The organism is Agrobacterium sp. CGMCC 11546 (assembly GCF_013365515.1).
Lineage (GTDB): Bacteria > Pseudomonadota > Alphaproteobacteria > Rhizobiales > Rhizobiaceae > Agrobacterium > Agrobacterium fabrum.
On record NZ_CP047388.1, the window covers coordinates 36,843 to 60,574 of the forward strand.

Genomic DNA, 23,732 nt, shown 5'->3' on the forward strand with positions numbered 1-23,732 from the left:
CATGCGCTTTTTGACAAGGTCCAGGGGCTATTCCCTGATGATCGCCAGCACCACCTTTCTGTCCTTGGCGTTTTACCAGATACCGGCCGCGGCAGATGGCACCAACTACAAGGTCGCTACCGGCGACGTCCTGACGATCTCCGTCTATGGCGATCCGGGCCTGACCGGCCTCTTCCCCGTCAGCGCAGATGGAACGATCGGTTATCCTCTCCTTGGCAACGTCAACGTGGTCGACCAGACGGTGAACGAAATCGGTGAGCGGATCAGCCGTGATCTGGCAAGCCATGTGGCAAACCGCTCCGTTGCCGTCGCGGTCAAGGAATATGCTCCGATCTTCGTTGTCGGCGACGTCCAGAAGCCGGGGAAATACGAGTTCCGTCCCGGAATGATCGTGCTTGAACTCTTCGCGCTCGGCGGGGGATTGCGCGAGTCGAATTCACAGAGGGACACCTCGGGCATACAGCTGATCGCTGCCCAGCAGGAATATGAAGACATGTCGATGCAGCTCCTGTCGCAGGATATCCGGCGCGTCCGGCTGGAAGCGGAACTGAACGACACCGAATTCGAATATAAGGGCGACGAAATCGGACTTGTCCGGGATCGCGCCGCGCTGGAGAAGATCGTCGCATCTGAAACAAGTCTGTTTCGCCTTCGCCTGTCGGCGCAGCAGGACGAAAAGACCAATCTCGAAGTCCAAAGACAGAACTTCATTCAGGAAATAGACACGCTTCAGAAAAGCAACGTCATGCGCAGCCAGCAGCTTGAGTTGCTCGACATGGACGTCAACGCCTCGAAGGAACTTGTGACGCGCGGTGCAGCCTCGGAATCTGCCTTGAGAGAACGCAAGCGCGAGTTGCTATCCATGAACCAGCAGGTGCTGGAATCGACATCGTTCCTGGCGCGCGCGCAACAAAACAAGAGCGAGGTGGAGCGGCGGATTCTGGAGCTGAAGAGCAAAAGGCACAATGACGCCGCGACCGAATTGCGCGAGACCTCGCTGGACATCATGCGCCTGAAGAAAAAGCTGGACTTCAGCCTTCAATCCATGGCCGAGATCGGCTCGACGGCGCGGCGGGTTTCCAGCCTCGAGGACATGATCCAAACCAACTTCTTCATCGTGCGGCAGGTTGCAGGTACATATCGCGAAATCGCTGCGGACGAGCATACGCAGGTCCGGGCGGGGGACGTCGTCCGCGTCCGCCTGTCGGTATCCGACAAAGACACGGTTTCGGCAGCGGTCGTCACGGGAAGCGTCAATTAGAGAGACGAGCGTCTCCGATGCCCCTGTTTGAGCGGCCCCACAAAGCAGCTACCGCTTTTGGAGAGCTATAGCGCCAGGTCGCAATTTGCTATTCTGAACAGTGCCTTCCGACATTTTTGTAAGGACCCGCACCAATCAAAAGAGTTTGCCGACGTTCGATCGGTAGGCTCCTGATTTCCTCCAGAGAACAGAACAATCGGCACAGGTGCCGGGGAGACGGAGATGGAATCCGCGATCGTTCCGGTTGGTTATCACATGGTCAGGCAGCGTGCCGTCATCATCGTGAACGGCGAAAGAGGGCTGCAGCCCGTCCACGTGACGCAAGATGCCCTGAACGACATTCAGTCCCCACCACAGTGCGATGCGCAACGTCTGGCGCAATTCGTCGACGTGTTCGCAACGATAGCGGCATCCAAAATCGAGAAGGGAATGTTTGCCTTCGATGGACAGATCTGGATCACGGCGACCGACGTCCGCGCCTGGCTCAATTTGGCGGCGGAACACGGACCGGCCAAGTGACTAACTCTAACGCTTTTATCGTCCCGCCGTTACCCAAAGCGCGAAGGTTTGGCAGATAGCAAATGGATAGATGCGAACCCTACCGCTTATAGCCAGATTGAACCGGAGCCATAAAAGCGTTTTCTAGGGTTACCCGCCGCCCCCTGATACTTTGGCGGGTCACCTGTAACCGGAATTATCTGGTGACTGGGAGGGCTCGCTCGTTAAACCGGGCGAGCCAATTTGCTTTCTGCACAAACAGTCACGAGCGCCGCGCAAATCCTGTTGCGTCGATAGGTTCGGATTGAAATTTGCAAGAAATTGTCCCGGTCAAACGGAACCACAGACCGCTCGCCACTCATGGAGTAACGAACGATCCGTCGGTCCCCTCGCCTGAGATGAAAACCGCCGCGCCTCAATCTCAATGGCCCTTGGTATCGCATGGCCTTGGTCTATCGGGCCATATTCGCCACTTTCCGGCAGCCCGTCAATTCACCGCAGATACGTCATTAGAGGTAGTTTGCCCGGATTTTTCTTGGAACAGACCCCCGGTTCAATCAGGTATTGGCCTTGCAGCATCGGAGGACGATTTGACGGCGCCGGTCGTTGGGCCTCCGTTTCCCATTGCAAAACCGCTCCATGTGGAGCCGATATTTGCCCAGCTGTTCTCCGGATGCATCGTCACGAAACCCGCGCTTTGCACGGCCCCTGAGGTTCCCCGGGTAAAATGATTGTCGTAGAGCACAGTGTTGATCCGCCTTGAGCGTTCGGCCGGCCCGGCCTTAAAGCTGCCGTCGTGCGTCCACATGAGTTTGTAGGCATCAACGAAGCCGTAACGGACGTTGGCGAAGGTATTTCCGTCGAAGACCGTCCCATTATAGTCGGCACCGGGATGGTTCCAGGTTTCAAATTCGACACCGATATAGGCGATATCGGTGAACCTGTTCCTGCGATAGACATTTCCCAGACCGCCCCAGACCCCGGCAACGCCGGTATCTGCGAATGTCGTTCCGACATAAAGGCCGCTGTTGCTGCGCGTCACGCTGTTGTTGGAATATTGCAGGAAATACGGGCTAAGTCCGCGCGTCGAGTCCAGCGCAACCGTCATCATGCCGTGCCGCATCCGGGAGATGCGATTGCTGTCGACCACCACATCGTAGACGTTTCCGTAGAGAAGAACGCCGGTGGAATCGGAGTCATGCTCCGCATAACTTGCCCTGCCATCGAGCGTATTATCGTATATCACCGCTCTCGATGCGGTCGCTGCCAGGGCAAAACGGCTCGTTCGATCCGGCACGACATTCCAGGCTTGCTCAAGCAGAACGACAGAACCGTCCGTCGACGCGATGTGACGGTGCTGACCGGCACCTCGCCCGCCAACGATGACGAGATCGCGTCCGCCCGGCACGGCATCCCCCAGATCCGATAGAGACTTGAAGGTAACCGAGTTCGACGAAGCGCCGACGAAATCGTTTTTAAGCTTGCTCCCGACGATCTCGAAGCAGATTTGTTCGCCCTTGTTGCAATCGACCTTGGTACAATCGTGGGGCGCAGCGTTGCGCGAAATGTTTTTCTCAAAATAGAGGTTTCGCATGCTTCCGAAATGCGCCTGGCCAACAAAAAAACGTCCGATGCCATGACCGTCGTCGCGGCTTTCATCGGCGTTTACCAGCTCGTTGCCCGTCATGGCAAAATCGCGCCCACCCCACAGGGCGACGACGGATTCACCGTAGCCCGTCATCAGGAACCGGTTGTCGGAGAAAAATACCTGCCGGCTCGTGCCGTAAAAGGACCCATTTTCGATCAGCTCGGACGCATGGACAAAAAGCCCTTCTGTATCCTGCGCATCGAGAGCCGGCACGCCCCACGCGTCGACGCGGACGGAATCCAGCCGCGTGTTTTTGGTCTTGCGCAAAGCAAGAAGAGGTTTACCGGCAATGTTGCGGTTGGCATTGAGGGTCAGGTTCTCGAACCGGGTGTCGTCGCCGTCAACGCCAACCATGCTCTGGTCAATCCTGCGGTTCAGCCTGATCTCCGTTTTGTTCATCCCTGCCCCGAACCAGCCCACGTTTGCGGGCGCTATCAGAGGCGTCGTCACGAGATAAATGCCGGCAGGGAAATACAATGTCGCTGGCGCTATTGCAGCCGCAGCGTCGATGGCGCGCAAAATGGCTGCGGTGTCGTCGGTCACACCATCGCCCTTTGCACCGAACTGCCGGGCGTCGATGCGCTTTTTATCCTGAGCCGCCCATGGCGATTGCGACTGGACATCAAGTGTCAGCGGACCGCTCCAGCCGAACCGGCCGCCATGGGTATTGTGAACCCATACTTCATAACGCGCCGGCGGAAGAGCCGGCACCTTGAAATCGACCTTGAAGGGATTGACGGAGATTGCCTTGACGTACCAGCCGGCGGCACCGGTCGGCTTGATATAGAGATAGGATCGGCTGGTCCCGTTGAACCGCGACAGGTTGCGTCCATAGACCGAGACAATCGCTCCCGGTGCTGCGGCATCCGGCCCGATCCACCAGCTTTCGGTGCGGTTGATCGCGAAGCTGCGCCCTTGAACATTCCCCCGCTGTGGCCTGATCAGGTAGGTGGACCATGAAGGAAGCGTAGCTGGTAGTAGCAGCGTCGCTGCCGTCGCATCCGCCGTCAAGCGTGACACGGGCGTCACCACACCCTCCGTGGCACCGGGGGGTTGCGAAAAGATTTGAAAGCCGGTTCGTCCGTCGAGATCGACACCTGTCATCGAGACGACCTCGCCAGCGCCCGCCGCTTTCGAAATCTCCGCGATTGCCGGCCCCTTGCCGTCGACCTCCATCCACGGCGGATTGAAGGCATCGGCATCGTCAGGTAGTCGCGGTTCAGGGAGAGGTATCGGGAAACCGAACTGCCGTGGATCAGGTTGGCTACCTTGCTCTTGCGTTCCCTGCACTGCGGGCTGCCCGGCAGACGAGACACCTGAAAATGCGAGCACAAGGGCGGCAAGCAAAATCGATGACATCAGGGAATTTGGCGATCTCATCTTGCCGCTTGTCGTACCATATCCGATTGCAACGACTTCGGTTGTCGCCACCACTCATACAAATCCTCAATCCCGTATCTGAGCTCGACCGTCGAGGCCCAGCCAAGTGCGTTCAGCCGCGAGCAGTCGAGCAGCTTTCTGGGGGCTCCATCGGGTTTGCTGGTGTCAAAAACGATCTGCCCATCGTAGCCGACGATACCGGCAATCAGATGGGCGAGATTGCGGATGGATATCTCCCGTCCCGAACCGATATTGATCAGCGGAAAATGCGCCGATGATTTCATGAGGAAACAACAGGCATCCGCCAGATCGTCCACATGGAGAAATTCACGCAGGGGACTGCCCGTACCCCATAGAACAATCTTGTTCTGACCGCTGATTTTCGCCTCATGCATTCTCCGGATCATCGCGGGAATGACATGCGAGCTTTGCGGATCGAAATTGTCGTTCAGACCGTAAATGTTGGTCGGCATGACGGAGACGCAATTCAGGCCGTATTGACTGGAATAGAATTGGGAAAGCTTGAGCGCCGCGATCTTCGCAATCGCGTAAGCCTCGTTGGTCGGCTCCAGCGGACCTGTCAGAAGTGCATTTTCCATGATCGGTTGTGCTGCGAATTTCGGATAGATGCAGCTCGACCCCATCCAGAGAAGCTTTTCGACACCGATATCGGCAGCAGATTTCATGATATTCATCGAAATGAGCGTGTTGGTGTAAAGAAAATCCGCCGGATAGGCTGCATTTGCTGCAATGCCTCCGACCTTGGCGGCAGCGACAAAGATAACCTCGGGCCTTGCCGCCGCCATCCATTGCTCCGTCTCGTATTGTCGGGTCAGATCAAGCTCGCGGCGGGAGACTTTGAGAATTTCGCAATTCTCGCGCTCCAGACGTCGCACGAGTGCCGAGCCGACCATACCCGTATGGCCGGCGACCCAGACACGCTTGCCATTCAAGCTGAATGGCATGTCTTTCGATTCAGGCGACGAACTCATTTCTTCCCTCTTCCAACATTACGAGGCGAAGATCCGCTTCGACCATTTCCTGAACGAGGTCGCAAAAGGAAGTCGAGTGGCTCCAGTCGAGTTTTCTGCGCGCCTTGCTGGGATCGCCGAGAAGAAAATCCACTTCCGCCGGACGAAAATATCTGGGATCGATTTCGATGATCGAATTGCCGGTTTTGGCGTCATATCCCACTTCGTCACTGCCATCGCCGTGCCATTCTATTTTCTTGCCAACCACGCCGAAAGCAAGCTCAACGAATTCCCGCACCGTATGTGCCTCGCCGGTCGCAAGCACATAGTCCTCGGGTATTTCCTGCTGCACAATGCGCCACATGCCTTCGACATAATCGCGCGCATGCCCCCAGTCCCTCTTTGCGTCGAGATTGCCAAGACGCAGCTTGCTCATGAGACCGCGCTCGATGGCCGCAACGCCACGCGTGATCTTCCGGGTGACGAATGTCTCCCCGCGAATGGGGCTCTCATGATTGAAGAGAATGCCGTTGGATGCGTGGAAGCCGTAACTTTCCCGGTAATTGACCGTCATCCAGTATGCGTAGAGTTTGGCCGCAGCATAGGGGCTTCTCGGATAGAACGGCGTACCCTCGTGCTGGGCAACAGTGCCCATCCCTCCGAACAGCTCCGATGTCGATGCCTGGTAAAACCGGCAGCGATCGCCAAGGTTCAGGATACGCATGGCTTCCAGCAGCCTCAGCGTGCCCAGCGCATCCGCATTTGCGGTATATTCCGGCGTCTCGAAGCTGACCTGGACATGGCTCTGGGCACCGAGATTGTAGATCTCGTCGGGCTGGACCTCCTGAATGACGCGGCACAGGTTCGTGGCATCCGTCAGGTCACCGAAGTGCAGGCGAAAGCGAAGGTCTTCTTCGAATGGATCTTGATAAAGATGGTCGATCCGGCCGGTATTGAAGGAGGAGGACCGCCTTTTCAGGCCATGAACCATGTATCCCTTGGCAAGCAGCAATTCGCTGAGATATGCGCCATCCTGCCCCGTTACGCCGATAATCAAGGCTCTCTTGTCTACCATCCACCACATCTCCCAGCGGTTCCGGCCCCGGATGGCGCCTGTCTGAAAGGTATAACGAGGCCCTGCGCGTCGGCAGCATACCAAAAGGGAGAGGACGACAAGTCAGAACTGGCCAATTCATCGTGCACCACGTCGATATCTGTCTTTTAGAGGATGCAGGGTGGGTATTGCCGCTTTCGACTTAAGCCTTTTGGTCGAGTTGCAGGTCCCGCCGGCCGTGCCAGACTTCGGAAATACAACGCCGGGTCGCGCACGATCTTTTAAGGTAGCAGGGAGCGCGAGGCGACATCATCTACGATTTATGGAGGCGGATTGGATGGGTACGTTCGCGACGACTTACGAAAAAATGCAGGACTTCAACTGGCTCACGCGCTTTCTGCATGCGGGCCGCTATCGCAAGCTGCTCGAGGTCCTCGAAACAGTGCAGAAGGACGTTGGCAATCGGAAGGTCAGAATACTGGATATCGGTTGCGGTCCTGGAACGGCGGTCGGCCATATTTTCGAAAAATTCGACGTTGAGTATGTGGGCATCGACTACGATCCAATCTTCATCGATGCCGCGCGCAATCGTTACGGCAAAAACGAAAACTGCCGTTTCATCGTCGGCGACGCAGCCGACGAGAGGCTTTACGAAACGATCCAGGCCGATATCGTCATTGCACTGGAAACGCTCGAACATATCCACCTCAACCGCACGGTCCGCGTCATCGAGCATGTCTGCACGATCATTCGTCCGCGGATTTTCCTGGTGACGGTGCCGGTCGAAGTCGGGCCGGCCGTATGGATCAAGAACTGGGGTTCGGCGCTCATGGGCTACAACCGGCAGTCCGGCAACCTGAAAGAGACCTTTTGGGCGGGGTTGTATCGGATGGACCGGGTGCCTGCGCATCATACGTCACATCAGGGCTTCGACTGGCGGTGTCTGGCGCAGCTTATCCGCGTCAACGCGCCCTTGCGCGAAATCCGCAGCCTGCCGTTTTCTTTCGTTCCGCGCTTGCTCAGCCCGAACGTCGCGCTGATCGCCGAGCCGGTCAAATCGACGATCGATCTCGCCAATGATGACCCCGAGGCATGGAAGATCAATCATGGTCAAACGGCCTTTCAGCGTCCGCATATTGTCGACGAGACTGATGCTGCCCGTCACGCCAAGTCCTCGGCAACATGGTCGATGCGTCTTAAAGGACTTTTGGGAATGGCCCTCGCCACGATGCCATTTGCCTGGCATCGCTGGTCTTACATTTCCATTTCGCCAGGCGAACGGCACTCATCGCATTTCCTGCTGACGATCGACAAACACTTGCTGCCGCCTCATCAACCCGTTGAAGGCGACATTATCGTCCTTGCGGGGCAAGCCATTGCTCAAGGCATTTCCGAAGCCAGTTATCTGCTGATCTAGGGTCATGACTTCTCAGCCGGAGCGAGGGCAGAGAAAAGATATCCAACGTACCGAGTTACAGCCCGATGGGAGATGGTTGCGGCAGCAAGCTAAGCCATTCGCCGGCTGCCCTAATATACCGATGACACCGATCAGTTCGTGATCGACTTCGGGACGTGGGCTGTTGTAGTCCAAAAAGGTAAAAAAACGGCCGCTACGGGCCGTTTTTCGATATCGGAAAGCTGCACGCCTCACTCAGGCGTCAAGAGCTGCCTTATGAATGTCCACCAGTTCCTGATAACAGGAGGCATTGCCAGCGAGGACGGGTTGTCCTTCGAACAGCTTTTCACCTTCCAGCGAAAACGGCATGGAACGGCCGCCGGCTTCGTTAACGAGGCAGAAGCCGGCCATGCAATCCCAGGCGCGCATGTGGGGCTCGTAATATCCGACAAGGCGTCCTGCCGCGACATAGGCCAGCATCAAGGCTCCCGAGCCGTTGCGGATGAAATTGCCGCCGCGGGCCAGCACGTCGCTGATGATGTGACCGACGCGCTGCGGCGTGACATAGTTATTGCTGCCGATGCCCGTCAGCGCATTCTGCAGGTTCCGTGATGGATCGAGTTGCAGGCGTGCACCATTCAGGGTCGCGCCATTTCCCTGCGCGGCAGCGTAGATTTCCTGCAAACACGGGACCTTGATGACGCCGATGACCGGCGCACCGTCGCGGATGACGGCGATGGAGACGCACCAGCTAGGCATGCCATTGACGAAGGGGGCAGTGCCATCGATCGGATCGACAACCCAGGTATAGCCGGAGGTGCCGTCCTGATAACCGTGCTCCTCACCGAGGAAACCATCATCCACAAAGGCCGAGGCGACGCGCTCGCGCAGCAGGGTTTCGACGTTGCGGTCTGCGATGGAGACCACGTCCTGCAGATCGCTTTTCGTCTCGATCACGAGGCTGTCGCGTTTGTTGAAATAATCGAGCGCCATTAAACCGGCCTCTTCCGCCAGCGCCTTTGCCAGCGCAAAGCGTTGATCGAGGCCATCATTCCGTCCTGTCATTTCCAGTTTCCTTGGGTCTGTGAGTCTTCAAGCGTCGATGAGGGCTATGCCACGGTTTTTGAAATTGAGTGTGACATCGCTCGTTTCGCGTTGCGTGTGGTTCATTTCATGGTCGATGATGAAGAGCGTACCGACTTCGGTCTCGACTTCATATTCGATGTGGCCGCCGAGATAGGCCGTGTGCAGAACGCGGCCGGGCATGCCGCTGCCACCCGCCGCGCCGATGGTGATGGCACCGGGACGCACGGCAAGCTTGGCGCTGCCGGAGCGCGGACCGCGGCTTCGGACCCGATGTTCCATGTTGCCAACCCGCACGAGGGATTCTTCACCCGTCTGGGAGACGACTTCGCAGGGCACCACGTTGGCCTCACCCATGAAATCGGCGATGAAGGAGGACGCTGGCGCCTCGTAAAGTTCGCGGGGCGCGCCGGACTGGGCGATTTCTCCCTCCTTCATGACGATGATGCGATCCGATACCGCCAGCGCCTCATCCTGGTCATGCGTGACATAAATGGCGGTGAAGCCGATCCTCTGCTGAAGCTCGCGGATATCGGTGCGCACGCGCCGGCGCAGGCGCGCATCGAGGTTCGACAAGGGTTCATCGAGGAGCAGCACCTGCGGCTCCAGCACGAGGGCGCGGGCAACCGCGACACGCTGCTGCTGGCCGCCGGAGAGTTCCGCCGGCAGGCGGTGGCCCATGCCGGCAAGGCCGACGAGTTTCAGCCCCTCTTCGGCCTTCTCCCGCGCCTCGGCCTTTTTCAGGCCCGAAGACTGGAGGCCATAAGCGACGTTATCCAGCGCACTCATATGCGGAAACAGGGCGTAGGACTGGAAGACCATCGAGACGTCGCGCTCATTGGCGGGAAGCATGGTGACATCCTTGCCGCCGATGAGAATGCGGCCGGAATTGGGATGTTCAAGGCCGGCGAGCATGCGCAGCGTCGTCGTCTTGCCGCAACCGGAGGGCCCGAGAAGGGTGACGAGCGTGCCGGGCTCGATGGTCAATGACAGAACTGGAATGGCGGTGAATGCGCCGAAGGTCTTGCGGACATTTTCGAAGACGACGGAGCCCGGTTTGACGGTGATCATGCGATTTTCTCCTGAGGGTGAGAAACGGATTTGGCTGCATCGAGGCCCGCGACGCGGTTTTCGCGCCGCAGACGTCTTTCGCCGACGATGAGCTGGAAGCCCGCGATGACAGTGATCATGACGACGATCAGCATCGAGGAATAAGCGATTGCGACACCGTATTCGCCGTTTTCAACGAGGCCGACGATATAGGACGTCGCCATGTTGTATTGGGCGCTGACGAGAAAGATCACCGCGCTGATGGACGTGATGGCCCTGACAAAGGAATAGACCAGCGCTGCCCTGATCGCCGGGCGCAGCAGCGGCAACACTACCAGGCGAATGGTGCGGAAGCTGTTTGCCCGGAGCGTGAGCGAGGCTTCGTCGAGGCTCTTGTCCAGCTGGCTCATGGCCGCAATGCCGCCGCGCACACCGACCGGCATATTGCGGAAGACGAAGCAGGCAATGAGGATCAGGGCCGATCCCGTCATTTCGAGCGGTGGCAGGTTGAAGGCCATGATGTAGCTGACGCCGATGACTGTGCCGGGAATGGCAAAGCTCATCATCAAAGCGAATTCGAACAGGTTCCTGCCAGCAAATTTCTGCCGGACGATGATATAGGCCGTCAGCAGCCCGACAGCCGCGGTGAGCGGAGCGGAAATCAGGGCGATCTCCATCGTCGTCCAGAAGGAGTTCCAGGCAACGCCCGTCCAGGCAATCGAACCATTGCTGAGGCTGACGGAGAAAGCGCGGACATAATGTTCGATCGTCAGCGTATTATCGAGGCCCCAGGTCTTCACGAAACCGCCGACGAGGATCATGCCATAAACGACGATGGTGAAAAGCATCCAGGGAACGACGAGCGCGTGCACCCCAATCGACATGGATTTCGGAAGGGCGATATGCGCACCGCTGTCGCCCTTGCCGGTGACGGTGGCGAAATTCTTGCCGGCCAGCCAGAAGCGCTGGGCGATGAAGGCAGACAGCGTGAAGCAGAGCAGCACGATGGCGAGGACTGCGGCGCGTGACGGGTCATTCTGCGAGCCGACGACGGCGAAGAATATTTCCGTCGAGAGAACGCCGTGGCTGCCGCCCAGCACCAGAGGATTGCCGAAATCCGCCATGCTTTCGATGAAGCCGATCAGAAACGCATTGGCAAGGCCCGGCTTCATCAGCGGAAGCGACACGCGCCAGAAGGTACGCCAGCGGTCGGCACGCAGCGTCTGCGACGCCTCTTCCATCGACGGGCTGACGCCTTCGACGACACCGATCAGGACGAGGAATGAAATAGGCGTGAAGGACAGGACCTGCGCGATCCATATGCCCGTCAGGCCGTAGAGCCAGCGGCCCGGCTCGATGCCGAAGACGCTCGACATGAATTCGGTGACGACGCCTGCACGGCCGAAAAGCAGCGTCAGGGCAAGGCCGATGACGAAGGGCGGCGTGATGATCGGCAGGATCGTCAGCAGCCGCAGGCCTTTCTTGAACGGAAAACGCGTGCGGGTGGCGACAAGCGCAAAGGCCAGTCCGAGGATGGTCGATCCCGCCGCCGTCATGATGGCGAGGAAGAGCGTGCGCCATGCGACACCGCAGCGGCCGGCACCGACGACACAGTCTAGGCTCCAGATGCCGGGATCGCGCATATTGCGGATAAATCCGTCGGGATTGAACGAGCCGTCAAAGTCCTGAACCGCGCCCACCATCATGCTGCCAATGGGATAAAAGACGAAGACGCAGACCAGGAATACGAGCAGCGAAATAGAGGAGACGACAAAGACGTCACCCTTCATGAAGCCCCGTTCGGCAAGACCAAACGAAATGAAGAGCACGAAGACGAAAGCCATCGTCACGGCGCCGGCGCCCATGGAGGGCTGCCCGTCGGCCATGGCTCCGAAGAGGCTTTCGGTCGTCTGCCAGGTCCATCCGGTAAAGCCGATCGCCAGCCCCTGAAGCACGAGGAAGGCAAGCCCGAAAGCACCGGCGGCGACGAGAAGCCTGCCGCGCAGGATAGGATCGGACAGCGTCCGCGCAACCGCTCCCAACAGAAAGAAGATCAGGACGCCGAACAGCCAAATGCGGCCTTCGGTTATCATCTGGAGAATGCCGGGCGCGACCTGCGATGATGTCGGAAAATCCGATAGCCAGCCAAGGCCAAAAAAGCCGCTTTCGACGCGGTACCAGGGCACCAGCACCAGGGCAGCAAGGCCCAAGGCCAGAACAATATCCAGCCTGCGATTGCCATGGGTCATGGTCAACCTCACAAAATTGAGTGTGTCGGAAAGGGGCTGCCTTCGTCATTGAGAAACGAAGGCAGCCGACATGGGATATCAGTTGGCGGCGGTGCCGACGTCCTTGTCCCAGCGCTCCAGCAGGGCCTTGCGCTTTTCAGGATCGCCATAGGTCTTGAAGTCGTAATTGATCAGCTTGATATCCTCGAAGCGCGGCGCTTCCTTGGGAATTTCGGCCGTCTTGTTCGACGGAAGCTGGAACGACTTCGCGTCCTTCATGCGCGACTGAACGTCCGGCTGCAGCGCCCAGTCATACCAGGTCTTGGCGTTTTCGAGATTGCGCGCACCCTTGACGATGGACATGGAGCCGATTTCATAGCCGGTGCCCTCACACGGCGCGACCGACTTTACCGGAAAGCCTTCCGCTGTCTGCGCCACGGCATCATGCATGAAGACGATGCCGACAGCCGTTTCGCCACGCGCCGCCGCCTTGACCGGGGCCGAGCCCGACTTGGTATATTGCGAAATATTGCCGTTGAGCTTCTTCAGATAATCGAAAGCCTGATCTTCGCCCATGATCTGCACCAGCGAGGCAAGTGCGGTATAGGCCGTGCCAGAGGAATTCGGGTTGGCGATCTGGATTTCGCCCTTCAGTTCGGGTGCGAGAAGGTCGGCCCAGCACTTGGGTTCCTTGTAGCCCTTCTTCTTGAAGATATCCGTATTGTACCCCCAGCCGAGCGCACCGGCATAAACGCCGACCGTCTTGTAACCCGCACTTTCGGCCTGGTTCTTCGCCCAGTCCTGCAACTGGTCGAGCATCTTCGATTTATATTCGAGCGTCAGGTTTTCAGAAGCAGCCTGAAGATGCGGATCGCCGGTGCCGGCCCACCAAAGGTCGGTCTTCGGGTTGCGTGCCTCGGCGCGGATCTTGGCGTAGGCCTCGCCCGAGGACATGCGCACCATATTGACCTTGATGTCATGGGTCTTTTCGAAGTCACCCTTCATCTGCTCGCAGATCACCACATCTGCGGCGCAGATGAGATTGAGGTCGCCGGCAGCATGGGCCGGAACGCCCAAGAGCGTGGTGCCTGCGAGAAGCAGGCTGGATATGATCGTCAGTCGCATGATTTCCTCCATTGTTTGCGTCTGAATAAGTCTGCGGACATGGCTTCGCCGTTCGACATGCCGGTGGCTGTCGTCCTGGTCCGCCTCAAGTCGTCTGGTTATTGGCTGGGGGGATGGACTTCCGTGTCAAACCGGCGCAAAAGCCGTCCCCGTTCTTCCGGTGTGCCGAAGGTCGCAAAGTCATAATCGACCATCTTGATCAGCGAGAGGTCCGGCGCGCCTGCCGGCAATGCTGCCTTTGCATTTGATGGTACCTGGTTCTGCCCCGCAGCAGCCCCCGTGGCCTGACCATCCGGGCTCAGTGCAAAGTCCACGAACCGACGGGCTTCCTCCCGGTTTTTTGTCCCCCTGATAATGCTGACCGCACCAATCTCATAACCGGTTCCCTCGCAGGGAGCGACGATGACGAGGGGTGCACCCGCCTCCTTCTGCGTGACGGCGTCGTGCATGAACGATATGCCGATCACTGCTTCGCCGCGCGCGGCCGCCTTGACCGGCGCCGAGCCTGCCTTGGTATATTCGGCCACGTTCTGATCGAGCGCCTTCATGTAGCTGAACGCCTCCTCCTCGCCGAAAAGCTGGACGAGGGTCGCGAGCATGGTGAAGGCGGTGCCTGACGAATTCGGATTGCCTGCCAATATCTTGCCGCGATAGGTCTCGCTGATCAGGTCTTTCCAGCAGCTTGGAACCGGAAGCCCCTGCCGCTGCAAAAGATCGCTATTGTAGGCAAAACCGAGCGCACCCGCATAAATGCCGGCCGATTGCCCGCCCGACATGGTGAAGAAATTCTGCGCCCAGGGAAGAACTTCGGTTTCATTCTTCGAGGCGTAGGCCTCCAGAAGCCCTTCGGACGCGGCCTGCAAATGGGTATCACCGGTACCGGCCCACCAGACGTCAACCGTCGGCGCGTCCTTTTCCTTGCGAACCTGTTCAAGAATTTCACCGGTGCTCTTGCGGACCATGATGGTCTGCACGCCGGTTTTCGTTTCGTAAGCCCTCTGCATCGCCGCGCACCAGGCATCATCCGCCGCGCAAAGAATGCTCAGCCGTCCATCGGCCTGCGCCCCGGCGGTGCCGAGCGCCCACAGGGCCAAACCGGCGCTGAATGCCGCAAGCGATGCTTTCACCTTGTCCTCCCATGGAACCTCCCCGTTCCATTCTCGAGGGCAATCATGCCAGAACGACGAATTTCAGCAATCCATTGAATGGTTACCGATTTTTCAACGAAAGCTCCCTGCGGGCGAGATTGGTTACGAATATTACAAATGTAACACGACCGGTCATCATCGAGCTTTTGAATATTTCATCGCTCTTGCATATGATCGGTGATGGGAGGACTTGATTTTGCAGAAACAGAGGATCGGGATACTGATCGTCGAAGACGATCCTGATATGGCGGAACTGATTGCCGATCTTGTGGAGGCCGAAGGCTGGTCTCCGCTTGTGGTGCACTCGGCAGAAGATGCCGCAGCGACACTGGGACACGAACAAATCCATCTCGTGCTTCTCGATCACAATCTGCCTGGAATTTCCGGCAGAACCTTCGCCCAGCGCATCCGCACCGAACTGGGATTGAATGTCGGCATCGTCATGGTAACCGCGGCCGGCAGCGCAACCGAGCGCGTGCTGGGTCTGGAAACCGCCGCCGACGATTACGTCGTCAAACCTTTCGAGCCGATTGAACTGACGGCACGGATCAAGGCCGTTCTGCGGCGTATCGCTCCGTCCCTCAAGGTCGAAAAGGAGCCAGAGCGCGAAACCGAGACGAATGCGCTGAGACTGGGAGACTGGGCGGTCGATCTTTTGGGGCGGCGCGCCGTCTGCCTTGCAGACCGCAGCCGGACACTGACGACGGCCGAATTCGCGCTTCTGGAAATTCTGGCGGAAACGCCGAACAGGCCGGTCAGCCGATCCCATATTCTCGATCGCCTCGGCGCGGAAAGCGACCGTTTCATCGATCGCAACGTCGATGTTCTGGTGCTTCGCCTGCGCCGGAAGATCGAGCGCAACCCGGATCTGCCGCAACATATCCAGACACGCAGAGGCAAGGGTTACGTCTTGCACACAGACAGTGCAGAGCCGCAATTGTGATCAACAGGCTCTTGCTCCAGTCGATCGCCTTTCGTCTGCCCTTTGCCATCGTCTTCATATGCTCATCGGTCTTCATTCTGTCGGCTGTCGCAATCTACGGCTTGCAAAAAGCGAAGACCGAAATGGCGACCTACAGCCTGCAGGCGTTCTCCAGCCTTGCGCGCGCCTCGCTCGTGTCGCGACAGGTGGCCGATCTCGTTTCCAGCGCGCCGCTGCTGATGAACGCGACATCCCCCTACCGCGTATCGAGCGAAAGCCGCGCGGTGGTTTCGCAGGTCGACAGCCTTCTCGGGACCATCGGCCAATACAAGAAAGCAGAAACGCAGAACACCATTCCAAACGACGATATCGTCGAGCTGCTCCAGGCCATTCGCCAACAAACCCTGTCGCTCGCGGCGGATGCGGATGCGGCCCAGCAGCACAAGGCAGAGGCGGCAGCGGCACTCGGCGAAATCGCAACGGGTCAGGCCGTCACCGAGGGAGCCCTTCGCCAACGTCTGAATGCCATCGTGCAGGCTGCGGCCAATTCCGCCAGCCTGTTCCAACTGGGTGAATTGCAGCGTCGCTTCACGTCGGAAACCGGCTATTTCATGAACGAGCCGGCCGCGATGGATGACGCAGGAGCCGAGGGGCTTGCGCCTTACAAACGCGTGTTCGACGCACAGACGCAATATCTTCTGGAAATGTTTGCGATCCAGTCCTCCGTATCGAAACTCCACGTCGTCTCCCGCAACCTTTCCCACGCCACCGAAACGCAGAGCGAAGCCGTCGCGCACAGACTGACGCAAGGCCTCGCCTCGGCTTCGGCGGCGCTCACCCGGCTGATCGTCATGGTCGTGATCGCTTTTGTGGCCGTCATCATTCTCTCGACCCTCTCCATCCGCTCCGTCATGCGGGTCTCGCACGGCATAACGGCACTTTCAGGCGGCATGAACTCCCTCGCTACTGGCGAGCAGAATGTCAGCCTGCCCACCTATCGAGGCTCGGAAACCGAACTCATCCGCCTGTCGGACGCATTTCACGCCTTCAAGGACAGCGTCGACCGCGTGTCCCGTCTTCGCCGCACAGCCGAAGCCGCGGCCCGGACTATCCGCTCCACCTTCCGGACGATGAACGAAGGCATCGCGCTGTTTAACGCCGACGGCCAGCCCATCACCATGAACAGGCGTATCATCGAGCTTGTCGGAAAACGCGGCGGTTACTCGAGGAAGCTGCCATTGCGCGCCTTCATCGAAACAATACCGGAGATCGATCCGGCCCTCTTGCCCTCTTCCGACGAGCCCGGCGGACTCGCCAGTCGGATCACCGTACGCCACCGCACGCAGGATCAGCAGGTCACGGAGATTGCCGTGTCCCGGCAACCGGACGGTGGCATCGTGCTGCTGGCCCGCGACGTGACAGCGCTCGACCGTCAGGAGGCAGAAGCCGCGAAGGCACAGCGGCTTGATGGCATCATGCGCATGACCCATCAGCTCAGCCACGAAGTCGGCAACATGATCGGCATCATTACTGGAAGCCTCGGGCTTCTGGAGCGCGAAACAGGCTTTAGCGAGCGCCAGCAGCGCAACATCAACCGCATCCGTAAAGCCGCCGATCGTGGCCGCCAGCTTGCCAGCAGCATGCTCTCCATCGGCAGTCAGCAGCCGATCCACCCTGTCTATGTGGATGTCGCCTCGCTGCTGAAGGGAATGGTGGATGTTCTCGAGATTGCGGTCGGTACACGCAACCAGATCAACCTTCACCTTCAGGATGATCTGCCAAGGCTGGCGCTGGATGCCGCCCTGTTCGAACAGTCAATTCTCAACCTTTGCCTCAACTCTGCCGCAGCCATGCCGGGCGGCGGCGTCATCATCATTGCGGCCGAGAAATCGGATAATGTTGTCGAGATTTCCGTGGAGGACAACGGACACGGCATGGATCAGGATGCGGTGGACCGCGCCTTCGAACCCTATTTCACCACGCGCGCCCAACAGGGCGGCACGGGACTTGGCCTCGCCATGGTCTACGGTTTCATGCGTCAAAGCGGCGGTGATGCCAAAATCACGTCGCAGCCCGGTTGTGGTGCGCGCGTATCGCTCACATTCCCGATCTTCGGCAAGCAGGACGATATGCCTGAAAACGCGCGATAAAATGACGTGGTGTCATCGCAGGTGACGTTTACGTCAGTATTCCTCGAGGCAGGCACGGAAATAGAAAACCGCCATCGTGAGGATAGCGGTTGCAGCGGAAGTAAGATAAGTTTGATCGTCTTGTTGGAGCGGGGCCCCGGTGTTACGGAGGCCCGCTCTTATCACTCGCACTGGTTATTTGCGATAGGCAAGTCCACCCCAGATGCGGCCTTCATCTCTGTGGCGTCCGCCATGCACTGCACCGATATAAGCGGCAGCAGCTGAGACTAGTGCGGAGGCAGCCAGCAGAAACGCAGTCAGAATGCCAGCAATACGGGCTTTTTCAGCAGCATCGGCAGCCTTGTTCTTGGCGTCTTCCAACGCTTTCTGCGCTTCCGCCTTCACAGCCTCAACCTGCTTTTGCGCTTCATCCACCTTCTTCTGGGCTTCCGCTCTGACAGCCTGTACACGTTCAACCGTTTCGTTTACCCGTGCCTGGGCATCGGTCTGGCTGATATTTGTACGGGCAGCGATCTGATTGGTGAGCCAGGTTTTATCCGCATCGGAAATCTGGCCAGTTGCAAGCAGATTACCGAGAATACCGCTGATCTGCCGCTGAAAGTCACCGGCGCTTTGGTCACCCGGCACGGTGGTGGCCGGAGTGTCGGTTCTCAGTAGCGTATCGGTGAAATAATCGACCGGATTGGTCTTCAAGCCCTGCGGAAGCATCTGCTCGATGCTGGGCGCAGCGGCCTGTCCCGCACCTTGCGCAAGACCGCCTGCAGCACTGCCAGCGCCCGAGATGATGCCGCCCGCAAGCTGACCAGCACCCTGCATTGCTCCGCCAACGGCGGAACCCGTGGCCTCGACAGCGGTCTGTGCCACACTGCCCACGGCTTTCGCACCGCCGGACAAGACGCCGAGAGCGAGGAACGCGGACACAACCGTTCCGAGACCCCAGACGACCAAACCATTGACGCCGTCACGAACGGTCAATTCGTTCCTGTCGGCAGCCCCGGCGGGGCGACGCATGCGGCCGGCAATGTAACCGCCCAGCATATAGGAGCCCACCATCGAGAGGATGACGAAAAGCGCGGTGAGGATCAGCCACACGGTGCTGACTTCGCCACCATTGTCGGCCGAAATGGAACTAAGTCCGAGACCGCCCGCGAATGCGGTGAGGATCGCCATGGCGCCAGAGGAGATAACAGCACCGGCGAAAATGGCAGGCCAATCGACATAGCTGCGGTTAGGATTTGTTTCGATACCCGTTGGATCAACCATCAACGTAGCCCCAGCAATGAGAGAATGAACAGGACGACGACGACTAGACCGACTAGATAGATAATAGAATTCATGTGGTATCTCCTCCGAAAGGACGATCATCCTCCGCGTAGCGGGTGATTATAGGCAGCGAGAAATGCGAGCTGATTGCTCTCTCACCAAACTCGTCGCGCTCGAAAAAGTTTCACGATTGTTCATTGCAGGAGAAAGATACTGCAAAAATCTCGAAAAGTGTGATTGCTACAGGGGGAATGCCGCCGGCTGCGCGGCGCGCGGCGGCCGTATCAGTGCACAGAGACTATACTTCGCATCCGCGGGTGTTTCCGGCACGATCCGGGTTCATTTTATTTGTATGTCATCCCTTGGCGGCGGCGTACCATAACGCTGACGCCGGACATAGAGCTGGGCTATGACTTTGTTTACAGAAGCGGCACGCAGGAACATCCAAAGGTGAAAGCAGGCAGAGACTGGATTGCGAAAGAGGCGCGCCAGTCGATATCGACGGATTGAATGAGCTCTCCCGAGGATCCGGATCTGGGATGTCCGGATGCCAGGCCTCGGCTCACTGACCGCGGGCAATCATTGCGGCAAGCCAGGCGCAAGCGACCTACGCCAGATTGCGGGCGAAGGAGATACACCATGTCTAGCATCGATCGCATTGGCTCCGCCGCCGTGCTTTATACCCGCGGACGGCCTCAGGACGTTTCTCAACCGGCACTGGGCCAGACACCCGAACGGGTTGCTTCGCTGATCACGGGAGGGTCCGCGCCTTCCATTTCCTCCAACCTTGCCAATGCGCTCTGGTCGCTCCAGGGCCAGCAGGGCGGATCCATCGAGCAAGCCCCCTTGCAGGGCGGCGGCCCGAGCCCGGAGGAGAAAGAATTGAGCAAATGGGCGCATATGAGCCTCGGTGAGAAAATCCGGGCGCAATATCTGGAAGCGCGGGGATTGTCGGAAGGCGATCTCGCCGCCATGCCACCCGACGAAAGGAAGGCCATCGAGGACGAGATCCAGAAGGCGATCAGGACCGCGATGGAAGCCCCAAAGGACGATGACGTGAGCGTGCTCGCCGGCATCTGAAGACGATGTGGCCCGCCCGAAGCGGAGCGGCAACGCGCCGTGCTACGATCTGATACATAAATGCGGGTTTCACGACACATGCCGGATACCTGCGGCGCAGATCATTGCCTGATCATTTTCGGATCAGGCAGGATTTGTCATGAAGAGCCAGATTTTCTTCGCCGCCGCTCTCTCAGTTGCGGGAGCAGGTTTTGGGGCTGCTTATTCGAGCCACGCGGACACGCCGCCGGAAGACGCCTCTCCCATCTATGGCGTCACGCTTCCCGAAGGATATCGTGACTGGCGGTTCATCGCACCCGCCCAGGAAGCGCCGCCGCTCGACGAGCTTCGTGCAGTTCTTGCAAACGATATCGCCGTTAACGCCTACAAGAGTGGAACCCTGCCCTTTCCCGATGGCTCGATATTGGTGAAGCTTGCTTACAAGCGGCAGCAATCAACCGAATTTCCCCCGGCCACGGTGCCGGGCGCGGCAACCACCGTGCAGGTGATGGTCAAGGACTCCAAAAAATATCCCGACAGCCATGGCTGGGGTTTCGGGCGGTTCGTCAACGGCAAACCGGTCGATGTCGCGCAGCATGAGACCTGTCTCTCCTGCCACGTGGGCAACGTCAAGGACCACGATTTTGTGTTCACGCGCTACGCGCCCTGACGAATGACAAGGCCCCGCGGCCAGCTTTTACACTCGAATACAAATCCACGGAAATCCCGACATATCAGGGATACGCGAGGCCGGGAGAGTGGCTTCATTACCGGGCCGCCTTTACCACCCGCAGCCCGAACTCCCGCCTGAAAGGAAAAGATGATGACGCTGCTGGTCATTGCCTATCTCGGAGGGGTGCTGACAATTCTCAGCCCCTGTATCCTGCCCATCCTGCCCTTCGTTTTTGCGCGGGCGGGGCAACCGTTCCTGCGCAGCACGTTGCCCCTGCTCGTCGGCATGGCGGCAACCTTTTCCGCGGTCGCGACGCTCGCCGCAGTGGGCGGCAACTGGGCCATCAACGCCAATGAATATGGTCGGCTTGCCGCTCTCGCGCTGCTCGCCGTCTTCGGCGTGGGGCTGATCTCGCCGCGCGCTGCCAGCGTCATCAGCCGCCCGGTCGTCGAACTCGGCAACCGCCTTGCCAATGCCGCCGGGAAGCCGGGGGCTGTGCCGACGGTCGTGGGTTCCCTGATGCTCGGCATCGCCACCGGCCTCTTATGGGCGCCCTGCGCCGGACCGATCCTTGGACTGGTGCTGACCGGTGCGGCCCTGAAGGGCGCCAATCTGGGGACCAGCCTGCTGCTTGCCGCTTATGCCACGGGTGCCGCGACCTCGCTTGCCATAGCCATGCTCGTTGGAGGCCGGGTATTTGCGGCCATGAAGCGGTCTCTCGGTTTCAGCGAGCGGATCCGGCAGGGGCTTGGCGCAGCGGTTCTTGCCGGGGTCGCCGTCATCGCGCTCGGACTCGATACGGGCTTCCTGTCGCAGCTTTCCTATGCGAGTACGGCATCCTTCGAACAGCAGGTCCTCGATCGGCTCCATACCGCCAAAGCCGCTGAGCAGAAGATCGCGACGGCGGGCAAAGCCGACGCCCCGGCCACAGGCGCCAGCGCCGCGCCGGTCAGGTCGGAACTGCCGGTTGAAGGCCAGGCCCCGTCCCTCAATGGCGCCGTGGAATGGCTGAACTCGCCACCGCTCACGCGTGAACAACTGCGTGGCAAGGTCGTGCTCATCGACTTCTGGACCTATTCCTGCATCAACTGCATCCGCACCATTCCTTATGTGCGTGCCTGGGCGGAGAAATACAGGGATCAGGGCCTCGTCGTCATCGGCGTCCACGCGCCCGAATTCGCCTTCGAAAAGAAGATCGACAATGTCAGGCAGGCCGTCGCCGACTTCAAGATCGACTATCCGGTAGCAATCGACAATGATTACAAGATCTGGCGCGCCTTTGATAACAGCTATTGGCCGGCACATTACCTGATCGATGCCAGAGGTCAGATCCGCTACCACCATTTCGGCGAGGGCAACTACCGGGAGACCGAAGAGGCGATCCAGGATCTGCTGCGCGAGGCCGGCAGCAGCGCTTCCGCCAGCGACACCGTGACCCCCGAGGCAAACGGTGCCGAAGCCGGCGCGGATATCAGACACATGCTCTCGGGTGAAACCTATATAGGTTACCGGCAGGCGCAGAGCTTTGCGTCAAACGAGGCGATGCGCGCAGACACGCCCCGCGATTACTCCGTCAAGACACCGGCCCTGAATGAATGGGGACTTTCCGGAAAATGGACGGTTGGCGCGGAAGCGGCGACCCTTGATGTGGCAGATGGCGGCATAACCTACCGCTTCAGCGCCCGTGACCTGCATCTGGTGCTTGGGCCTGATGGTGCCGGAAAACCGGTCCGTTTCCAGGTGAGCATCGACGGCCACCCGCCAGGCGCGGATCATGGAGCCGATACGGATGCCGATGGCAATGGCGTCGTCACGTCAACCCGCCTTTACCAGCTCGTCCGCCAGTCCGGCACCGTTGAAGCCAGAACCTTCGCCATTCGTTTTCTGGATCCCGGCGTGCAGGCCTATGCCTTCACCTTCGGCTGACCCCGATTTTCATCCCACCCGCAGGAACACCAAAGGAGAAACACGATGCACCACCGTCTCATGCCAAAATTTGCAATCGCCGTTGCAACCGCCCTGATCGCTTTTGCCGCGCAGGCAGCAGAGGTGAAGAATATCGTCGTAGTCCATGGCGCGCTCGCCGATGGCTCGGCCTGGCGCAAGGCGACAGACATCCTCGAAAGCCGGGGGTTCAACGTCACGATCGTGCAGGAGCCGATTACCTCCCTTGCCGATGACGTCGCGGCAACAAACCGCGTCCTTGATCTTCAGCAAGGCCCAAGCCTGCTGGTCGGGCACAGCTACAGCGGAATGGTGATTTCGGAAGCCGGTAACCGACCGGATGTGGCAGGTCTCGTTTATGTCGCCGCCTTCCAGCCGGAGAAAGGAGAGAGCCTTCTCGACCTCGCCGGATCGAAACCACCGGCTGGCAACGGCATCAAGCAGACGAAGGATGGCGCATTCCTTTATCTCGATCCGGCCGCCTTTGCGCAGGATTTCGCAGCCGATCTGCCCCGTGAAGAAGCGGCTTTCATGGCAAAAAGCCAGGTCTTCGCTGCCAAGGTCGCCTTTGCCGCCAAGGCCGACGAACCAGCCTGGAAAACAAAGAAGAGCTGGTCGATCGTCGCAACGCAGGACCGGTCGATCAACCCCGATCTCGAACGTGACATGGCAAAGCGCGCCGGCAGTGCGGTGACCGAGATTGCGGCGAGCCACGCAGTCTTCGCCTCCCAGCCCGAAAAGGTCGCGGATGTCATCGAACAGGCCGCCCGGCAATCCGCGGAATAAACAGCGCCACTTTTGAGGTGCTGATACAGCCGCTCCCGACACCGGGGGCGGCTGATTTGCGTTCAGAGGGCAGACCGAATGTATCAGTCTGTA

The 23,732-nt window shown here is 59.0% G+C and carries 18 protein-coding genes; 9 read left to right on the forward strand and 9 right to left on the reverse strand.

The features are described from left to right. Position 1: 1 nt before the first annotated feature. Positions 2–1,261 carry a polysaccharide biosynthesis/export family protein gene (locus GSF67_RS15080; protein WP_006311445.1) on the forward strand — a complete coding sequence of 420 codons (1,260 nt, stop codon included), beginning with the start codon at positions 2–4 and terminating at the stop codon, positions 1,259–1,261. Between the two features lie 222 nt (positions 1,262–1,483). Next, the gene (locus GSF67_RS15085) at positions 1,484–1,780 is read left to right on the forward strand and encodes a hypothetical protein (RefSeq protein WP_006311444.1); all 297 of its coding nucleotides are present in this window, start codon (positions 1,484–1,486) and stop codon (positions 1,778–1,780) included. A 532-nt stretch (positions 1,781–2,312) separates the two neighbouring features. Here GSF67_RS15085 and GSF67_RS15090 read toward each other — a convergent pair. Genes GSF67_RS15090 through gmd form a run of 3 tightly spaced genes read right to left on the reverse strand, consistent with a single transcriptional unit; the run spans position 2,313 to position 6,833 of the window. Continuing rightward, a complete protein-coding gene (locus tag GSF67_RS15090; protein WP_244399778.1) occupies positions 2,313–4,766 on the reverse strand; it encodes a glycoside hydrolase family 28 protein in 2,454 nt (817 codons plus the stop codon). A gap of 17 nt (positions 4,767–4,783) precedes the next feature. Beyond that, positions 4,784–5,779, reverse strand: coding sequence for a GDP-L-fucose synthase (locus tag GSF67_RS15095; RefSeq protein ID WP_006311441.1), 996 nt, complete (start codon positions 5,777–5,779; stop codon positions 4,784–4,786). Next, a complete protein-coding gene (gmd, locus tag GSF67_RS15100) occupies positions 5,763–6,833 on the reverse strand; it encodes a GDP-mannose 4,6-dehydratase (protein ID WP_006311440.1) in 1,071 nt (356 codons plus the stop codon). Before gmd ends, GSF67_RS15095 begins: the two co-directional genes overlap by 17 nt. Positions 6,834–6,993: 160 nt before the next feature. Here gmd and GSF67_RS15105 point away from each other — a divergent pair, with 160 nt between their 5' ends. Beyond that, the gene (locus GSF67_RS15105; protein ID WP_244399775.1) at positions 6,994–8,229 is read left to right on the forward strand and encodes a class I SAM-dependent methyltransferase; all 1,236 of its coding nucleotides are present in this window, start codon (positions 6,994–6,996) and stop codon (positions 8,227–8,229) included. 234 nt (positions 8,230–8,463) lie between these two features. Here the strand turns inward: GSF67_RS15105 and GSF67_RS15110 are convergent, their stop codons facing one another. The 5 genes from GSF67_RS15110 to GSF67_RS15130 form a co-directional block, all read right to left on the reverse strand. Continuing rightward, a complete protein-coding gene (locus tag GSF67_RS15110) occupies positions 8,464–9,273 on the reverse strand; it encodes an inositol monophosphatase family protein (RefSeq protein ID WP_006311438.1) in 810 nt (269 codons plus the stop codon). 27 nt (positions 9,274–9,300) lie between these two features. Then, on the reverse strand, positions 9,301–10,362 hold the full coding sequence (locus GSF67_RS15115) for an ABC transporter ATP-binding protein (protein ID WP_006311437.1): 1,062 nt from the start codon (positions 10,360–10,362) through the stop codon (positions 9,301–9,303). Further along, positions 10,359–12,590 carry an iron ABC transporter permease gene (locus GSF67_RS15120; RefSeq protein WP_006311436.1) on the reverse strand — a complete coding sequence of 744 codons (2,232 nt, stop codon included), beginning with the start codon at positions 12,588–12,590 and terminating at the stop codon, positions 10,359–10,361. Before GSF67_RS15120 ends, GSF67_RS15115 begins: the two co-directional genes overlap by 4 nt. Positions 12,591–12,668: 78 nt before the next feature. Continuing rightward, complete coding sequence (locus GSF67_RS15125) at positions 12,669–13,694, reverse strand: ABC transporter substrate-binding protein (protein ID WP_035214813.1); 1,026 nt, start codon at positions 13,692–13,694, stop codon at positions 12,669–12,671. 98 nt (positions 13,695–13,792) lie between these two features. Continuing rightward, positions 13,793–14,821, reverse strand: coding sequence for an ABC transporter substrate-binding protein (locus GSF67_RS15130; RefSeq protein WP_006311434.1), 1,029 nt, complete (start codon positions 14,819–14,821; stop codon positions 13,793–13,795). Positions 14,822–15,038: 217 nt separating this feature from the next. Between GSF67_RS15130 and GSF67_RS15135 the strand changes: the two genes are divergently transcribed. Both GSF67_RS15135 and GSF67_RS15140 read left to right on the forward strand, forming a co-directional pair. Beyond that, the gene (locus GSF67_RS15135; RefSeq protein WP_006311432.1) at positions 15,039–15,785 is read left to right on the forward strand and encodes a response regulator transcription factor; all 747 of its coding nucleotides are present in this window, start codon (positions 15,039–15,041) and stop codon (positions 15,783–15,785) included. Next, positions 15,782–17,914, forward strand: a complete 2,133-nt coding sequence (locus tag GSF67_RS15140; protein ID WP_006311431.1) for a PAS domain-containing sensor histidine kinase — start codon at positions 15,782–15,784, stop codon at positions 17,912–17,914. The genes GSF67_RS15135 and GSF67_RS15140 overlap by 4 nt, the downstream gene beginning before the upstream one ends. A gap of 174 nt (positions 17,915–18,088) precedes the next feature. Here GSF67_RS15140 and GSF67_RS15145 read toward each other — a convergent pair whose 3' ends face one another. After that, positions 18,089–19,177 (reverse strand): hypothetical protein, encoded by a 1,089-nt coding sequence (locus GSF67_RS15145; protein WP_006311430.1) that lies wholly within the window; start codon positions 19,175–19,177, stop codon positions 18,089–18,091. Positions 19,178–19,816: 639 nt separating this feature from the next. Here GSF67_RS15145 and GSF67_RS15150 point away from each other — a divergent pair. The 4 genes from GSF67_RS15150 to GSF67_RS15165 all read left to right on the forward strand — a co-directional run bounded on the left by GSF67_RS15150 (position 19,817) and on the right by GSF67_RS15165 (position 23,639). Then, positions 19,817–20,257 carry a hypothetical protein gene (locus GSF67_RS15150; protein ID WP_006311429.1) on the forward strand — a complete coding sequence of 147 codons (441 nt, stop codon included), beginning with the start codon at positions 19,817–19,819 and terminating at the stop codon, positions 20,255–20,257. Between the two features lie 139 nt (positions 20,258–20,396). Continuing rightward, the gene (locus tag GSF67_RS15155; RefSeq protein WP_006311428.1) at positions 20,397–20,906 is read left to right on the forward strand and encodes a cytochrome P460 family protein; all 510 of its coding nucleotides are present in this window, start codon (positions 20,397–20,399) and stop codon (positions 20,904–20,906) included. Between the two features lie 153 nt (positions 20,907–21,059). Next, positions 21,060–22,835, forward strand: a complete 1,776-nt coding sequence (locus GSF67_RS15160; RefSeq protein ID WP_035214795.1) for a cytochrome c biogenesis protein DipZ — start codon at positions 21,060–21,062, stop codon at positions 22,833–22,835. A gap of 45 nt (positions 22,836–22,880) precedes the next feature. Beyond that, a complete protein-coding gene (locus tag GSF67_RS15165) occupies positions 22,881–23,639 on the forward strand; it encodes an alpha/beta fold hydrolase (RefSeq protein ID WP_006311426.1) in 759 nt (252 codons plus the stop codon). Positions 23,640–23,732 lie beyond the last annotated feature (93 nt).